The following is a 16,273-nucleotide window of genomic DNA, read 5'->3' on the forward strand; positions in this document are numbered from 1 at the left end:
GAGTTAAAGCACACTTTGAATTTAGTTTTTGACCTTAATACCCCACCCCAGCCCTCCCCTTCGCAGGGGAGGGAGCTAATCGTGTTTCGCACTCCGCTGCAATAAAACCCGAACTGATTTTCGTCTTACTCCTCCCCTTCCGCAGGGAGGGAGCCTTAATCATCACCACATCACTACCCCGATCATCGGCGCGATCACCACAGTGACCACACCCGCCAGCATCATCACCAGACTCGACACCACGCCTTCTTCGGCACCCAGTTCGTAGGCTCGCGCGGTGCCCGCACCGTGGGACGCGGCACCGAATCCGGCACCTTTCGCCAGGCCGCTTTTCACTGCCAGACGCAGAAACAGCATATCGCCGACCGCCATGCCGAACACGCCAGTGATCACCACAAACAGCGCCACCAGATCCGGCTGGCCGCCCATTTGCTTCGCCGCCGCCAGTGCAAACGGCGTGGTGATGGAACGCACCGCCAGACTGCGCTGGATTTCTTCCGGCAAGGTCAGCAGCCGCGCCAGCCAGACGGAACTGCTGACGGCAACGACAATGGCCGTCAGCACGCCTGCACTCAGCGACATCCAGTGACGACGGATCACCGCCATATTCTCGTAAACCGGCACCGCAAACGCGATGGTCGACGGCCCGAGCAGCCACAACAGCCAGTGCGTTTCCCCGATGTAATCCTGATACGAGGTGTGCGTCACCACCAGCAAAATCACCAGCACGATGGGGGTGAATACCAGCGGCATCAGCAGCAGTGTGCGTTTCTGGCGGTAGAGTTTTTTGTTGGCGTAATACAGCCCTAGCGTGATCACAAAACACAACACGCTGATAAGCAAATCAGTCACGGCTCGCCTTCCTCGCCGCCAGACGCTGTTCCAGACGGTACACCTTATCGACCACCACCGCCGTCGCGCCGAGGGTCAGCAAGGTGCTGACACCGATCACCAGAAAGATTTTCCAGCCCTCAATCATCAGCAACTGGGCGTAATTCACCACCGCCACGACCGCCGGAACGAAGAACAACAGCATTTCCGCCAGCAGCCAGCGGGAACCGGCTTTCACCCATTTCACCGGCAAAATGCGGAACATGATCAGCAACAAAAGCATCAGCATGCCGACAATGTTGGCAGGTAAAGGCAGATGCAATGCGGTGACCAGACGATCGGCAATCACGAATAACACCGCGTACAGCACCACCTGAACGGGGATCTGACAGCGGGTCAGCAGGGACGGCGCTTTAGTGCGCAACGCCAACAACATGGGGACGACCTCGAAAGAGGAAAAAGAGTGAAAATGAAGTATACGCTGGCAGGAAACCGGTAAAGAAATGAATTAAAATCATAAAAATGATTCCAGTTTGGAATACTTTGTCACCCGCCGATCTGACCGGGAAACCTCAGCCCATGGACGTCCGTACCTTACGTTATTTTGTCGAAGTGGTTCGCCAGCAGAGCTTTACCCGCGCGGCGGAAAAACTGTTCGTCACCCAGCCGACGATCAGCAAAATGCTGCGCCATCTGGAAGACGAGCTGGAATGCACGCTGATCATCCGCGAAGGACGGCGTTTACGGCTGACCGACAGCGGTCAGGCGCTGTATCAGCGCGGGCTGAATATCCTCGAGGAATTCCGTCAGCTGGAAGCGGAACTGGAAGACATCAACTCGCTGAAATCCGGCCATTTGCGGCTGGGTATTCCGCCGATGGTCGGGACACAAATCGCGCCGCTGATCGGCAGTTTCCGCCAGAAGTATCCCGGTATTGAGCTGATAATTTCTGAGTTTGGTGGGCTGACCGTGCAACAGGCGGTGATTTCCGGCGAGCTGGATCTGGCGCTCACCGCCCTGCCCGCCGATGCCGTGCCGTCCATCGCGTCCTTGCTGCTGTTCAGTCATCCGCTGTGCGTCGTGGTGCCACGTACGCCGCACTGGCTGAACCGTACCCGTATGGCGATCAGTGAACTGGCGGAAGAAAGCATCCTGATTTATAACGAGGATTTTGCCCTTTACCGTCAGCTGATGGATGCCTTTGCGTCACATGGTTTCACCCCGAAAATTGCGGCCCGCAGCGGACAGTGGGACTTCTTAGCGGCGATGGTGCAGACCGGCATGGGCGTGGCGATTTTGCCGGAACCTATCTGTCAGCGGCTGGATAAAAACGCGCTGATGTGGCTGCCGCTGGATCCGCTGATGCCGTGGCAACTGGGCCTTATCTGGCATCAGGGCAGTTATCTTTCACACAGCGCACAGGCGTGGATCACCCTGTGCAGGGATTACTGGAAATAGCGGGAAGCAACGGGAAATAGCAGGCAATAAAAAACCGCGTGAACCTTGCAGCGCACGCGGTTTTTTTATTTCTGACAGACGCTACACCTCTTTTTCTACCAGAAGCGCTTCGAGTAAATCGAGATCATGCAGCAGTTTTTGCAGGGTCTCGTTACTGATTTTCTGCGTGGCGCGCAGGTGATACAGCTCACCCCGCTCGGCGCGCAGTGCGGTCAGACGGAAGCGACGCTCGAGGTTTTCCAGCTTCAGCGCGGTTTCCATATCATCGCGATTGGCCGTGCGTCGCCGCAGTGTGCCGATCACCCGCGAACTGATTTCCTTCAGCGTCTGTTCATCGATGTTTTCTTCCGTATCCGCCGCCAGACGCTCTTCCATCTTGTGCAGGCTTTCAATCGCCACTTCCGCCGCGATCGATTTCGCCATGCGCTCTTCTTCACGATAGGTTGTGCCATCGGCCACCACCACGCCCCGGAGCAGGAACGGCAAGGCAATCACCCCGGCAATCAGGGAGAACAGAATGACGCCGGTCGCCAGAAAGACCAGCTGATAACGCGACGGGAACGCCGAACCGTCAGCGAGGAACAGCGGAATGGACAGCACACCGGCCAGCGTAATCGCCCCGCGTACACCGGCAAAAGACGCCACCCACAGCTCACGCGTACTGTAGCTGCCAAACAGCAGCGGTTTCTTTTTCAGGAAACGGTTGCTGAAATTCTTCATCACCCACAGCCAGACAAACCGCAGGATCAGCAGCGCAAAATAGATAATCCCGACGTCGGCAAACAGATGCCAGGTGACGATGGACGGATCGTGTGTCGCCTGATCAATTGAGTTCTCAAGGATGCCCGGCAGTTGCAGACCCAGCATGATGAACACCATGCCATTGAACACAAACTCAAGCATCGCCCAGACGCTGTTCGCGCGCAGGCGCATCGCCAGTGGCGCGTTACGGATAATGCCGGACTGGCTGATGGTCATACCGGCAGCCACCGCAGCCAGAATGCCCGACACGCCGATGTGTTCGGCAATCAGATACGATGCGAACGGCAACAGCAGCAGGAAGACGATTTGCGTCGCCGGATCATCACCGCTCCAGCGGCTCATGATGCGCAGCGATTTACTGTACAGCCACGTCACCGCCACACCGGCCATCAGACCGCCGATCGCCACTTTGAGGAATTCCACCGTGGCACCGCCGACGGTGAAAATCATCGTGCCCATCGCCACGGCGATAGCAAACTTCAGGGAGACCAGGCCGGACGCATCGTTCATCAGCGCCTCACCTTCCAGCACGCCCATGATCGACTTCGGAATGCGGCCCTTGCCGACAATGCCGCCCAGTGCCACGGCATCGGTCGGTGAAAGCACCGCCGCCAGCGCGAACGCGGCCACCAGCGGGATATCCGGCACCATCATATAAATCAGATAGCCGATGCCGACGACGGTGAGTAACACCAGCACCAGCGCCAGCCCGAGAATTTCGCGCCCGTGGTGGAGGAATTCACGGGTCGGGGTTTTCCAGCCATCTGCAAACAGCAACGGCGGAATAAAGAGGACGAGAAACAGCTCAGGATCGAAATCCACATGCAAACCAAAATTCGGCCAGGCCAGCAAGGCCCCGACAGCAATCTGCATTAATGGAAGAGGAACCTGAAACGGCAACATTCTGGTGACGACACCGGAGAGCGACACCACCAGAATCAAAATCAGAATGGTAAAGAAGATTTCCATGCTTTCCTTAGACTCTTGTTTTTATGAATTTCAGCCAGACGCAGGTGAGTGAGTCCGGAGCGAACTAAGGAATAGTAGATCAAAAGGGGATGTGATTTAAATCAGTGCGTGCGGTTACATCAGAGAGGGTTTGCTCCTTACCCGTCTCAGGAGCCGGAATGAAGGCTTTTTCGTGCTCCTCCCCCTGCGAAGGGGGAGGCGGGAGGGGGTTTTACTTGCAACACTCATGCCAAAGCACACTTCAACCTGCTGAATTGTCATTAATACCCCACCCCAACCCTCCCCTTCGCAGGGGAGGGAGAAAGGCAGTTGGCATCAGATCGCCCATCCGCCCGCATAAAACACCACCAGCGCGACGGCGATAATCACCGTCCCGAGGTTAAGTTTGCGCCATTCGCCGGAGAAGATGCGGCCAATCACCAGCGCGCTGAAACCGAGCATGATACCGGTGACGATATTACAGGTCAGCACGATAAATACCGCGCACAGTAACCCTGACATCGCATCCACGAAATCGCTGAAATCCAGTTTGGTGACGTTGCTGAGCATCAGCAGGCCGACGTACATCAGCGCAGGTGCGGTCGCGTAAGCCGGAACCAGATACGACAGCGGAGACAGGAACAGCATCAGCAGGAACAGCACGCCGACCACGGTTGCGGTCAGGCCGGTTTTGCCGCCCGCCGCTGTACCGGCTGCGGATTCGATGTACACCGCAGCTGGCGATGCACCGACCAGAGACGCGAAAATGCTGCTCACGGAGTCAGCGGTCAGGGCTTTACCGCCGCTGATGATCTGGCCGTTCTCATCCAGTAAGTTCGCCTGCCCGGCGACCGCACGGATGGTACCGGTGGCATCAAAGACCGCAGTCATCACCAGTGCCAGCACGCTTGGCAATACGGCGGCTTTCAGCGCGCCCATGATGTCGAGATCGAAAATCACGGATTTACCGTCCGCGCCCGCCAGAGAAGGCATCGCGAATAAACCCTGATATTTCACTGTCGGATCGAAAATCAGACCGATAATGGAAATGGCGATAATCACCAACAGAATGCCGCCCGGCACGCGCAGTTTCTCCAGACCAAAAATCACGGCCAGACCCAGCAACGTCATCACTACCGGGAAAGAGGTGAAGGCGCCGAGTGCGACCGGTAAGCCATCCAGCGGGTTTTTCACCACCAGACCGACGCCGTTGGCGGCAATCAGCAGCAGGAACAGGCCGATACCGATGCCGGTACCGTGCGCAACGCCTGCTGGCAGGTTGCGCAAAATCCACGAACGGATACCGGTCACCGAGATAATGGTGAACAACACCCCCATCAGGAACACCGCGCCGAGCGCGACAGGCACGCTGATATGCTGGCCGAGTACCAGACTAAACGCGGTAAAGGCCGTCAGAGAAATGGCGCAACCGATCGCCAGAGGCAGGTTAGCCCACAGCCCCATCAGCAGGGAGCCAAAACCGGCGACCAGACAGGTCGCGACAAACACCGCCGTTGGCGAGAAGCCCGCTTTGCCGAGCATTGAGGGCACCACAATGACCGAATACACCATCGCCAGAAACGTGGTTAAACCGGCGATCACTTCCTGACGGACATTACTGCCACGCGCACTGATTTTGAAAAAAGCATCAAGCGGGCCTTTTGGCGCAATTGCGCTGCCCGCCTGAGGTTGTTGACTCGACATGGAAAATCCTCTGAATGTCTTTACTGATTAGCCGGCGTGGTCATTATGAAACCGTTTCTGCACGTTCACTTCCATATTTGTCGCCTGACATCGCCGAAAACAGCGTCAGAACGGCAAGGCAAACGTTTAACTCGCATCGCGTGTGGCGGGACAAAAATTAACGCAAACGATTATCCGGCCTTTGGTACTCCCATTTCAACTCCGTTCGCCGACAATTTACCGTTGTCCGGTCAATAAAAACGCGGTTGTGGTGGAAATTTACCCGTTGAAGAAAAGTGAGACGCAAAAGGAAAAAAAGACAGGAAGGAAAAAATAACAGGAGACTTATTAAGGTTTATTTTTTCGACACGTTCATTGCATAAAAAACTGCCCGCCATGAACGTGTCGAAATATAAAAATGCAGAATGGGATTAACGCAAGATAGTAAACGGCCCGCCACTTTCCAGCGCCTTCTGATAGGCCGGACGCGCCGTTATATTCGCCAGCCAGGCATTGAGTCGCGGATATTTTCCCAAACCGGCGCGGGCATTGATCGCTTCTATCGGGAAACTCATCTGAATATCTGCCGCGCTGAACTGATAACCGGCGAAATAAGGATGCGTGGTCAGATGCTGTTCCAGATAATCCATGTGGGTATAAATCTGCTTATCCAGATAGTTTTTCTGTACGCCCTGCCCGATCGCGCCGGCGACCGGACGGATCAGCCACGGCATCGGCGGTTTGCCCAGACGGCTGAAAATCAGCTTCATCACCAGCAACGGCATCAGCGAACCTTCCGCATAATGCATCCAGTAACGGTATTGCTGACGTTCGGCAAAAGCGGCCGGTTTCAGCGTGCCCGCATCATCGTACACTTCCTGCAGGTATTCAATGATGGCACCGGATTCCGCGAGGATCATGCCGCTGTCCTCCAGCACCGGTGATTTGCCCAGCGGATGGACTTTTTTCAGCGATTCCGGCGCCAGCATGGATTTTTTATCCCGCTGATAACGCTGGATTTCATAAGGGACGCCCAGCTCTTCGAGCATCCATAAGATTCGCTGTGATCGTGAATTATCCAAATGATGCACTGTTAACATAAAGGTATTCTGCCCCGTTTGATTTAATTATTTGTTAACTATAGACAACGCTTTCAAAACCCGTATCACAAATACATTAAAAACCCTGCTATTTATCGGGTTTATTTGCGCCAGAATCTTTTTATTTGATTAAAATCACTTACGGATTAATCTTAATTACATGAAAAAAATAATCGTAACTTCATTCGCCTTTAATAACTCTTAATGCCATTATCGCCGGATAAAAAATCAGCCCGTCGCTTTCGACTCTATGTTTGTGGAGCCTCACATGTTTTCCAGTAATTACAACAATGTGCTCGTTATGTTTTCGTTCATTGTTGCAATGCTTGCCTCTTATACCGCACTTGATATGGCTGGCCGGGTTGCCACCACGGAGGGAAGGGCTTCCCGACTTTGGTTAATTGGTGGCGCCATTGCAATGGGTATCGGTATCTGGTCGATGCATTTTATCGGCATGCTGGCCTTTAATTCTGCGATGCCAATGGGTTACGACCCGGTCATTACCCTGCTTTCCATGTTTATCGCCATCATTTCGTCAGCCTTTGCGCTGTGGCTGGTGTGTCTGCAGGAATTACCGGTCAGACGGTTACTGGCGGGTGCCTTGCTGATGGGCGGCGGCATTGCCGCGATGCATTACACCGGTATGTCGGCGATGCTGATGATGCCGCCGATTGTTTACGATTACCGCTGGGTCGCGTTATCGGTGGCGGTGGCGATTGTCGCCTCCGGTGCGGCGCTGTGGATGGCATTCCATTTACGTCAGCAGTCGCCTAACGTGCGCCTGTTGCGCATCAGCGCCGCAGTGGTGATGGGCACGGCCATTGTCGGCATGCATTACATCGGTATGGCCGCCGCCGAATTTCCGATGGACAGCCACAGCATGGCGGCATTCAGCGGCGTGGACAATAACTGGCTGGCGTTGCTGGTGATTGTGGTCACGCTGGCCATTCTGGCGATCACGCTGATCATTTCCATTCTGGATGGCCGTATGCAGGCCCGCACGTCGATTCTGGCATCGTCACTGGCGCAGGCCAACCGCGAGCTGACGCAACTGGCGCTGCATGACAATCTCACCCGGTTGCCGAACCGTCTGTTGCTGGAAGACCGTCTCAGTCAGGCGTTTCAGAAAGCCTCTCGCGGCGAATCACAGTTTGCGGTGTTGTTCCTCGATCTCGACGGATTTAAAGCCGTGAACGATGCCTTCGGCCATCACATCGGTGATCAACTGCTGATTTCCGTTACCGAGCGCCTGAAATCTCAGCTGCGGGCGACGGATACACTGGCGCGACTGGGGGGCGATGAATTTGTGCTGCTGGTTGAGATCACCGAGCCGACCGACGCGTCGCAACTGGCCGATAAACTGGTGCATCTGATTGCGCGTCCGTTCTATGTGTCCCGCTACGAACTGCTGGTGTCCGCCAGCGTGGGCATTGCGGTGTATCCGGGCGATGGCGAGAATGAGCGCGAGCTGATGCTCAATGCCGACGCGGCCATGTACCACACCAAGAATTCAGGCCGTAACGGACACAGTTTCTTCCAGCCGTCGATGAACGCCAATGCGCAGAACCAGTTGCAGATGCTCAATGATTTGCGTCTGGCGCTGGAACACCACGAATTGCGTCTGCACTATCAGCCAAAATTTATCGCGCCTTACGGGCCGGTCAGCGGTTTTGAGGCGCTGTTACGCTGGGAGCGTGAGGGCAAAACCCTCAGCCCGGATGTGTTCCTGCCGCTGGCGGAAAAAACCGGTCTGATTATTCCCATCGGTGAATGGGTGCTGAACGAAGCCTGCCGCCAGTTGCGCGAATGGCATCTGCAGGGGCATACGCAATGGACCGTGGCGGTGAATTTATCCACGTTGCAGTTTGAGCAGACAAATCTGGTGGAAATGGTGATTGATACCATTGAGCGCCATCAGATCCCGCCTGAAATGCTGACGCTGGAAGTGACCGAAACCACCGCGATGCGCAATCCCGACGTGAGCGTGGAAATTCTGGAGCGCCTGACGCAATACGGCGTTAAAGCCTCGATTGATGATTTCGGTACCGGCTATTCCAGCCTGCTGTATCTTAAACGTCTGCCCGCCAGCGAGCTGAAAATCGACGGTGCCTTCATTAACGATCTGATTGCCGGCAGTGAAGACGCCAGCATCGTGTCGGCGATCATTGCCCTTGGCCAGACCCTCAACCTGAAAGTGGTGGCCGAAGGGGTGGAAACCACCCAGCAGCAGGATTTCCTGACCCAGCTGGGTTGCGACACCTTGCAGGGCTATCTGCTGGGACGTCCGATGACGCCACAACAAATTGCCCAGCATCCCGATTCAGACTGGGAACCGCAGATCACCATTACGCAAAAAGTCTGACGCGCCCTGCTCAGACGGCCGCCGTGCGGAAGAAACGCACGGCGTTGCGCAATTCCACACTTTGCTCCGTCAGGGATTGCGCCGCGGCAGCCGCCTGTTCGACCAGCGCGGCGTTCTGTTGCGTCACCCGGTCCATCTGATCGACTGCAATCCCCACTTCATGAATACCGGTGTGCTGCTCCGAGCTTGCCGTCGAAATTTCGCTGACAATTCCCGCCACCTTATTCACCGAACTGACAATCTCGTTCATGGCTTTACTGGCGCGATCGGCCTGCTGCGACCCTTCGGCAATTTTGCTGACGGTGCCCTGGATCAGGTCTTTAATCTCTTTCGCCGCCTGTCCGCTTTTTTGCGCCAGCACCCGCACTTCACTTGCCACTACCGCAAAGCCCTTGCCCTGCGTACCGGCACGGGCCGCTTCGACGGCGGCATTCAGCGCCAGCAGGTTGGTCTGGAAGGCAATGCCTTCAATCACACTGATAATATTAATGATTTCATTCGAACTGCCGGACACATCGCGCATATGCGCCTGCATTCCCGTTACGATCGCCCCGCCCTGAAACGCCGTTTTCGAGGTTTCCAGCGCCAGCTGGCTGGCCTGTCGCGCGTTATCCGCATTCTGGCTGACGGTGGTGGTCAGGTTCTGCATATTGGAACTGGTCTGCACCAGCGAGGCCGCCTGTTCTTCAGTGCGCTGTGATAAATCCACGTTGCCCTGTTCAATTTCACTGGCGGCATGACTGATGGATTCGCTGCCCTGCATAATCTGATGAATGGTTTTATTCAGTTGCTGATTCATCCCGTTGAGGGAGGCCAGCAAACTACCGTCATCACCCGGTTTCAGGGTAACTTTTGCCGCCAGATTACCGGCGGCTATTTCGCGCATGATAGAGGCGGCATAGGCCGGTTCACCGCCCAGCTGTTTCACCAGATTGCGCGCCAGCAGCAGCGCCATCGCCAGTGAAAGTACAAAGGCCACACCCACCAGCACTAAGAACATCGCGCTGCCCGTGTGATAGCTGCTGCGTGCCCCGGCGGCGGCCTGCTCGCTGTTTGTCAGTTCGTTTTTGACCAGTGTCGCCAGATCCGCCATCAGTTGCGTACGGTACTTGCGCGAGTTATCGCCGCTGATTTGCGTGGCCTGCGCGATGTCATTACGCTCCACCGCCGCGATCACCTGATCGTTCGCCAGCGAAAACTGTTCAAAATTGCGGACGATTTGTTTAAACAGATCCGATTTACTGCCGCCACTGTTCAGTGTCTGGTATGCGTTTTCAGCCTCTTTAAAAGTGGCCACCGCCTGCAAGATTTCGACCCGGTGACCGTCACGCGGTGCACCCTGCGGCGAGGCAATGTACTGCACCTGTTGCAGCCGTAATTCGGCCAGCGTTCCGCGCATGACCAGCGGAAACTGCACGCCGGGCAGCCGGTAAGCGCGGTAATTTTCAATCTGCTGATTGCTGCTGTTGAGCAACCAGGCCGACATGGCCGCCAGAATAAGCATCAGCGACATGACGAGCGCGAAAGCACCCAGTAAACGGGCAAGGATGGTGAGGTTAGTGATCTTTTTCATCTGGACACATCGGGAAGTCAGTGACAGGAAACTCTCATAACGGCCAAACGCAGGGGAACTTTAGGCAAAATGAAACTATATTTCATTTTGTTAAACACTGACTTTCGAAATGTAATTTCAGGGTTACCGGACAAATTTTTCATGTTACCGCAATGCGATAAAAACATGATCTGCCACGCATTTACCGGTTTTGCCCTCTCAGGGCGAGAGGGAAATCACCGCGACTCACTTTGGCTCAAAATCCGGCCATAACGGGCTGACGCCCGACAACAACTTCGCCGTCCCCGCCGCCACCGACATGTGTCGGAAATTGTCGCTGCCGTCCGCTGTCTTCGCGAATTTCACCACCGTTTCCAGCCCGGCTTCCTGACACAACACCGTGCCGCCAGCGATATCCCACAGCGTGGTGCGCCGTTGCAGATGGCCGTCGATAATACCTTTTGCCGCAAACACCATGCCGACCGTGGTACAGCGATAACAATGTACTGACCAGTCAGCCGCGCGGATCCCCTGATAAAAGGCCGAGGCCTCGTCCAGTTTGTCATCGGCGCTGTCGCCCAGCGACACAATCTGTACATCTTCAAAACGGTCATCGCGACGGAAGGGTTTGTCGTTGAGGAAAATCCCCTTTCCGGATTCTGCTGCAAACAGGTCGTTTAAAACCGGCAGCACCACAATGCCCATCACCGGCTGTTTATTTTCCACCAGCCCGAGCGACACGCCCCACAGCGGCGAACCGCGCAGGAAATTCGAGGTGCCGTCGATAGGATCAATCACCCAGCACGGCGCGTCGGTCAGAATGCCGCCCATCTCTTCACCGATCACCGCATCCTGCGGAAAATGCTCTGCCAGCCGGGTACGGATAAACTGCTCAACCGCCAGATCGGCTTCAGAAACAAAATCCTGCGTGCGCTTACTGCTGATTTCGATAGCGTCCCGGCGGTGAAAAAAGTCCAGCGCCAGTCTGGCGGCCTGCGCCGCAATCTGACTGGCAACCGCCAGACGCGGGGACATCATAGTGTTGGTCATGACAAATCCTGAGTTTTCAGTCGGAAGGAACAAAAGCTGTCTTTATAGAATGCACCGGAATCGATGAATAAAAAATGACAACCTGCCGCTTGCTAAAACAGCGTAAAACACTCTATATCTGTGTGCTTCAACTTTATGAATTTTGCCGGAGTTTTCCATGCCCGATGCCGCCCATTGGTTGCCCTTTCTGCTGATTTGTCTCGGTCTGGTGTTAACACCCGGACCTAACATGATTTACCTGATCTCGCGTTCGCTGTGTCAGGGTCCGAAAGCCGGGCTGATCTCGCTGGGTGGCGTGGTGCTGGGATTCCTGTTTTATATGCTTTTCGCTGCGCTGGGCATTACCGCGCTGGTGATGGCGGTGCCGTTCGCCTACGACGCCCTGCGCATCGGCGGCGCGGCGTATCTGCTGTATATGGCCTGGCAGGCGGTGAAACCCGGCGGTCGCTCGCCGTTTCAGGTCAGAGATTTACCCCGCGACAGTCATAAAAAACTGTTCACCATGGGGCTGGTCACTAATCTGCTGAATCCCAAAGCCGCCGTGTTGTATCTGACGCTGTTGCCGCAATTTATCGTGCCGGAACAGGGGCATGTGCTGGCACAGTCGCTGATTTTGGGCAGCTCGCAAATTCTGATCAGCACGACGGTTAACGCGCTGGTGGCACTTTCCGCAGGCTATATCGCGGGCTTTCTGGCTGTACGCCCTCTGTGGATGGTGCTTCAGCGCTGGTTTATGGGCGCGGTGCTGGGCGGACTGGCGGTGCGTATGCTGCTCGACGGGCGCAAATAACGCTCTGTTTACAAGACCATCTGTTTATAAAACCATCAGTTTCTAAAAACTGTCGATTGATAAAAACGTGGCACTTATCACCGGTCATATTCACTTTACCGCGAACGCTATATAATCCTCTGCACAACGAAACCAGAGGATTTTTCCGTGCGCGTATTTTCATCCCGCTTTTTGACTCCGGCAGCCCTGCTCGGCCTGGCCCTGAGTTTGGCTTCCCCTTCCGCGTTGGCTACACGTCAGATCACCGATCAGCTTGGCCGTCAGGTCACTCTTCCCGATCAGGTGGATCGCGTCGTCGTGTTGCAACACCAGACCCTTAATCTGCTGGTGCAGCTTGATGCCACCCGGGACATCGTCGGCGTGCTGAACAACTGGCAGCAGCAACTGGGCAGCGGTTATGTGCGCCTCGCGCCGGAACTGGCAAAAACACCGGTGGTCGGTGACCTGACCAGCGTTAATCTGGAAAGCGTGGTGGCGCTGCATCCGCAGGTGGTGTTCGTCACCAACTATGCACCGCAGGAAATGATCGACCAGATCAGCCAGACCGGCATCGCTGTGGTGGCGGTATCGCTGCGTGATGATCCGAAAGGCGAAGAACATAAGATGAATCCGGTGCTGCCGGATGAAGACAAGGCCTACTCCGAAGGGCTGAAAAAAGGCATCGCGCTGATCGGTGAGGTGGTGAATCACCAGAAACAGGCGCAGGCATTGATCGACTATACTTTTTCTCAGCGCCGGTTAACCGGCGGGCGGCTGAAAAGTATTCCGGCCAGTCAGCGGATCCGCACTTATATGGCCAATCCCGATCTGACCACCTACGGCTCCGGGAAATATACCGGCCTGATGATGGCGCATGCCGGTGCCATGAACGTGGCGGCGTCCACGGTGAAAGGATTTAAACAGGTCGCGCTGGAACAGGTGATCGCCTGGAACCCGCAGGTGATCTTCGTGCAGGATCGTTATCCTGACGTGGTCGGGCAGATCCAGCAGGATCCGAAGTGGCAGGGTATTGATGCGGTGAAAAACCATCGTGTCTATCTGATGCCGGAATACGCCAAAGCCTGGGGCTACCCGATGCCCGAAGCCCTGGCCATTGGCGAACTGTGGATGGCGAAAAAACTCTACCCGCAAAAATTCGCCGACATCGACATGCAAAAACAGGCTGATGACTATTATCAGCGCTTCTACCGGACAAATTATAAGCCCGCGACAGAAGCGGCGCGCGCGGGGAAATAGCCTCGTCTCCGGCGCTTTATGTTGAGGCAATGTGACAAGGAGACCTGATGACAAAGACGATAAAAGTGCTGGCGGCAGGGAGTCTGCGCCGTGCGTGGGCACCGTTGTGTGATGCCTTTACGGAAGAAACGGGCGACAAAATCGACGTGGAATTCGGCCCCGCCGGATTGCTGCGCGAGCGCATCGAACAGGGTGAAAAAGTCGATCTGTTTGCCTCGGCCAATACCGCGCATCCGCTGACGTTGCAACAACATGGCAAGGCGCTGGAGGTGGAAGCCTTTTGCGGCAACAGCCTGTGCGTGACGGCCAGAAAAGGGCCCGAGCTGGAGAAACTCAACTGGCTGAGCGTGTTGCTGGATCCGCGTTTTCGTCTGGCGACCTCGACGCCGCAAAGCGATCCTTCCGGCGATTACACCTGGCAGATGTTCGAGCAGATCGAAAGAAGGCATCCTGATGCGGGGGCGATTTTGCGCAATAAAGCGCTGCGGCTGGTGGGCGGTGAGAAATCGGCGAAAGTACCGGAAGGCAAACTGGCGGCGGAATGGCTGATTTGCAGCGGTCAGGCCGATGTGTTTATCGGCTATACCAGTTATGCCACGCTGCTGCGGGAAAACGATGCGCTGGAAGTCTACAACATTCCGGCGGATTACAACGTGCGGGCCAGATACGCGTTGGCGACCTGCACGGAGAAAGGCAAACCGCTGGCAGATTTTATTCTTTCAGAAACCGGCCAGCATATTTTGCAGAATGCCGGTTTTTGCGGGAGACATGCGGTGATGCCGGAATAGAAAAAAGGAAAAAATATACCTCAGTGATCGAGGTCCCTTTCCTTCATTGCCCGCTGACGATCATAGTACTCATCTTCGGCGGCAATGATTTCATCCAGCAGCGAATCCACATCTGCTTTGTGCGTATCTTCGGTGAACTGCCCGGTCAGAATGGTTTCCGGCGTCAGTTTGCCGTCTTCGTACAATGCCCAGATTTCTTTGGCAAAACGCGTTTCCAGCAACTGTGGCGCAAACTGACCGTAATACTCGGTCATGTTATTCACATCGCGCTCAAACATCGATTCGGCATGGTTGTTGGCTGCCGCGTCCACGGCCTGCGGCAGGTCGATAATAACCGGCCCGTCGGCATCCATCAGCACATTAAATTCTGACAAATCGCCATGCACGATACCGGCGCACAACATGCGCACGATGTTACGGATCATGGTCTCAAAATCCGCGACGGCTTCTTCTTCCGTCAGGATCACATCACTGAGACGCGGCGCGACCACGCCGTCGGCGTCGGTGATGAGCTCCATCAGCAGCACGCCGTCCAGACAAATATAGGGCTGCGGCACGCGCACACCGGCATTCGCCAGACGAAACAGCGCATCCACCTCCGCCGTCTGCCAGGATTCTTCCTGCTGCTTACGGCCGAACTTTGACCCCTTCTGCATCGCACGTGCATTACGGGTATTGCGCACTTTACGGCCTTCCTGATACTGCACAGCCTGTTTGAAGCTACGTTGTGTCGCTTCTTTGTAAACTTTGGCACAACGGATCTCTTCACCGCATAACACGGTGTAAACGTCGGCCTCTTTGCCACTTTTCAGTCGACGGACCACATCATCAATCAGGCCGTCATCCACCAGAGGTTGGATTCTATTTGGGATTTTCATGCAGCCTTGTACCTTATTTCAGCGCATGAGGGAATGACCTGCGCAATATTCCCTGCATTACACACCAGACACGCGGTTCGCGTCATCCTTTCTTGATCCTTATCGCTGACTGTCTTCAGGGGTACAGTTTAACGTAGTGACGAGGGTGTGGATACTTTCTGCGCACAGGTTATTGCCTGTCATCTTGCTATTTCTTAACGCTAAACCTGACCGTTTCTGCCAAATAAACGATAACCTTCGCGCTGGTTGAGGCGATCATAATACGCCGACACCGCCGGTAACGCCGGACGCGACATCGGGGTCATCGACCAGCGGTTCACCGCCAGCCCGATCGGAATATCCGCCAGGGTAAAATTATCGCCCAGCACGTAATCGCCGCTGCGCTGAAGCTGTTCTTCCAGCATCTGCATATGACGGTTCCACTCGCTGACACCGGCATCAATCAGCGCCGGATCCTGATGTTGCGGGCTGTTGCGCGCCAGCGCCGGAAACGCATATCGCCACGAATTATTCAGCTCACCGGCCTGCCAGTCCATCCACTGTTCCGTCAGCGCACGGCGTTTCGGATCAGATGACAGCAAATCCTCACGCCCTTCCCGCGCCGTCAGGTAGCGGCAAATCACATTGGATTCCCACAGCACAAACTCGCCGTCGAGCAGCACCGGTACCATCGCATTGGGGTTCAGTGCCTTAAACTCCGGCGTCTGTGTGGTCTGAAAACCTGAACCGAATTGCTCCTGTTCATATTCCAGCCCCAGTTCGTGACAGGTCCACAACACTTTACGCACATTGATCGACGGTGATTTACCCAGAATCTTCAGCATGATTTCCCCTG

The 16,273-nt window shown here is 55.4% G+C and carries 14 protein-coding genes; 5 read left to right on the forward strand and 9 right to left on the reverse strand.

Going from position 1 to position 16,273, the window contains the following annotated elements; genetic code table 11:
- Window positions 1-162 precede the first annotated feature (162 nt).
- Entirely contained in the window at window positions 163-852 is a 690-nt protein-coding gene (locus EYY67_RS17265; RefSeq protein ID WP_095924376.1) for an LrgB family protein, read from the reverse strand.
- Entirely contained in the window at window positions 845-1,267 is a 423-nt protein-coding gene (locus tag EYY67_RS17270) for a CidA/LrgA family protein (protein ID WP_095924375.1), read from the reverse strand. The genes EYY67_RS17265 and EYY67_RS17270 overlap by 8 nt, the downstream gene beginning before the upstream one ends.
- Window positions 1,268-1,410: 143 nt before the next feature.
- Here EYY67_RS17270 and EYY67_RS17275 point away from each other — a divergent pair, with 143 nt between their 5' ends.
- Window positions 1,411-2,289 carry a LysR family transcriptional regulator gene (locus tag EYY67_RS17275; RefSeq protein ID WP_095925260.1) on the forward strand — a complete coding sequence of 293 codons (879 nt, stop codon included), beginning with the start codon at window positions 1,411-1,413 and terminating at the stop codon, window positions 2,287-2,289.
- An 81-nt stretch (window positions 2,290-2,370) separates the two neighbouring features.
- Here the strand turns inward: EYY67_RS17275 and EYY67_RS17280 are convergent, their stop codons facing one another.
- The 3 genes from EYY67_RS17280 to EYY67_RS17290 all read right to left on the reverse strand — a co-directional run bounded on the left by EYY67_RS17280 (window position 2,371) and on the right by EYY67_RS17290 (window position 6,782).
- Window positions 2,371-4,020, reverse strand: coding sequence for a Na+/H+ antiporter (locus tag EYY67_RS17280; protein WP_095924374.1), 1,650 nt, complete (start codon window positions 4,018-4,020; stop codon window positions 2,371-2,373).
- Between the two features lie 315 nt (window positions 4,021-4,335).
- Window positions 4,336-5,703: an NCS2 family permease gene (locus EYY67_RS17285; RefSeq protein WP_095924373.1), complete on the reverse strand. Its 1,368-nt coding sequence runs from the start codon at window positions 5,701-5,703 to the stop codon at window positions 4,336-4,338.
- Window positions 5,704-6,113: 410 nt separating this feature from the next.
- Window positions 6,114-6,782: a glutathione S-transferase family protein gene (locus tag EYY67_RS17290; RefSeq protein WP_095924372.1), complete on the reverse strand. Its 669-nt coding sequence runs from the start codon at window positions 6,780-6,782 to the stop codon at window positions 6,114-6,116.
- A gap of 268 nt (window positions 6,783-7,050) precedes the next feature.
- Here EYY67_RS17290 and EYY67_RS17295 point away from each other — a divergent pair, with 268 nt between their 5' ends.
- Complete coding sequence (locus tag EYY67_RS17295) at window positions 7,051-9,144, forward strand: putative bifunctional diguanylate cyclase/phosphodiesterase (protein ID WP_119823658.1); 2,094 nt, start codon at window positions 7,051-7,053, stop codon at window positions 9,142-9,144.
- Between the two features lie 10 nt (window positions 9,145-9,154).
- On the opposite strand, the gene EYY67_RS17300 is transcribed toward EYY67_RS17295, so the two are convergent.
- Both EYY67_RS17300 and EYY67_RS17305 read right to left on the reverse strand, forming a co-directional pair.
- Complete coding sequence (locus tag EYY67_RS17300) at window positions 9,155-10,717, reverse strand: methyl-accepting chemotaxis protein (RefSeq protein WP_131693982.1); 1,563 nt, start codon at window positions 10,715-10,717, stop codon at window positions 9,155-9,157.
- 225 nt (window positions 10,718-10,942) lie between these two features.
- Window positions 10,943-11,746, reverse strand: coding sequence for an inositol monophosphatase family protein (locus EYY67_RS17305; RefSeq protein ID WP_131693983.1), 804 nt, complete (start codon window positions 11,744-11,746; stop codon window positions 10,943-10,945).
- Window positions 11,747-11,903: 157 nt separating this feature from the next.
- Here EYY67_RS17305 and EYY67_RS17310 point away from each other — a divergent pair, with 157 nt between their 5' ends.
- From EYY67_RS17310 to modA, 3 genes are all read left to right on the forward strand, one after another.
- On the forward strand, window positions 11,904-12,536 hold the full coding sequence (locus tag EYY67_RS17310; RefSeq protein ID WP_131693984.1) for a LysE family translocator: 633 nt from the start codon (window positions 11,904-11,906) through the stop codon (window positions 12,534-12,536).
- A 186-nt stretch (window positions 12,537-12,722) separates the two neighbouring features.
- The gene (locus tag EYY67_RS17315) at window positions 12,723-13,772 is read left to right on the forward strand and encodes an ABC transporter substrate-binding protein (protein ID WP_242675610.1); all 1,050 of its coding nucleotides are present in this window, start codon (window positions 12,723-12,725) and stop codon (window positions 13,770-13,772) included.
- A gap of 47 nt (window positions 13,773-13,819) precedes the next feature.
- Window positions 13,820-14,560, forward strand: a complete 741-nt coding sequence (modA, locus tag EYY67_RS17320; protein ID WP_095924366.1) for a molybdate ABC transporter substrate-binding protein — start codon at window positions 13,820-13,822, stop codon at window positions 14,558-14,560.
- Between the two features lie 20 nt (window positions 14,561-14,580).
- On the opposite strand, the gene EYY67_RS17325 is transcribed toward modA, so the two are convergent.
- Together EYY67_RS17325 and EYY67_RS17330 are read right to left on the reverse strand one after the other, a co-directional pair.
- On the reverse strand, window positions 14,581-15,438 hold the full coding sequence (locus tag EYY67_RS17325) for a PA4780 family RIO1-like protein kinase (protein WP_095924365.1): 858 nt from the start codon (window positions 15,436-15,438) through the stop codon (window positions 14,581-14,583).
- 200 nt (window positions 15,439-15,638) lie between these two features.
- Window positions 15,639-16,262: a glutathione S-transferase family protein gene (locus EYY67_RS17330; protein ID WP_095924364.1), complete on the reverse strand. Its 624-nt coding sequence runs from the start codon at window positions 16,260-16,262 to the stop codon at window positions 15,639-15,641.
- Between the last annotated feature and the right edge of the window lie 11 nt (window positions 16,263-16,273).

The organism is Rahnella victoriana, assembly GCF_004330295.1.
GTDB lineage: Bacteria > Pseudomonadota > Gammaproteobacteria > Enterobacterales > Enterobacteriaceae > Rahnella > Rahnella victoriana.

Coding starts and splice junctions, on each gene's coding strand:
- EYY67_RS17270 (WP_095924375.1), bottom strand. CDS start 1,267: ATGTTGTTGGCGTTGCGCACTAAAGCGCCGTCCCTGCTGACCCGCTGT.
- EYY67_RS17275 (WP_095925260.1), top strand. CDS start 1,411: ATGGACGTCCGTACCTTACGTTATTTTGTCGAAGTGGTTCGCCAGCAG.
- EYY67_RS17280 (WP_095924374.1), bottom strand. CDS start 4,020: ATGGAAATCTTCTTTACCATTCTGATTTTGATTCTGGTGGTGTCGCTC.
- EYY67_RS17285 (WP_095924373.1), bottom strand. CDS start 5,703: ATGTCGAGTCAACAACCTCAGGCGGGCAGCGCAATTGCGCCAAAAGGC.
- EYY67_RS17290 (WP_095924372.1), bottom strand. CDS start 6,782: ATGTTAACAGTGCATCATTTGGATAATTCACGATCACAGCGAATCTTA.
- EYY67_RS17295 (WP_119823658.1), top strand. CDS start 7,051: ATGTTTTCCAGTAATTACAACAATGTGCTCGTTATGTTTTCGTTCATT.
- EYY67_RS17300 (WP_131693982.1), bottom strand. CDS start 10,717: ATGAAAAAGATCACTAACCTCACCATCCTTGCCCGTTTACTGGGTGCT.
- EYY67_RS17305 (WP_131693983.1), bottom strand. CDS start 11,746: ATGACCAACACTATGATGTCCCCGCGTCTGGCGGTTGCCAGTCAGATT.
- EYY67_RS17310 (WP_131693984.1), top strand. CDS start 11,904: ATGCCCGATGCCGCCCATTGGTTGCCCTTTCTGCTGATTTGTCTCGGT.
- modA (WP_095924366.1), top strand. CDS start 13,820: ATGACAAAGACGATAAAAGTGCTGGCGGCAGGGAGTCTGCGCCGTGCG.
- EYY67_RS17325 (WP_095924365.1), bottom strand. CDS start 15,438: ATGAAAATCCCAAATAGAATCCAACCTCTGGTGGATGACGGCCTGATT.
- EYY67_RS17330 (WP_095924364.1), bottom strand. CDS start 16,262: ATGCTGAAGATTCTGGGTAAATCACCGTCGATCAATGTGCGTAAAGTG.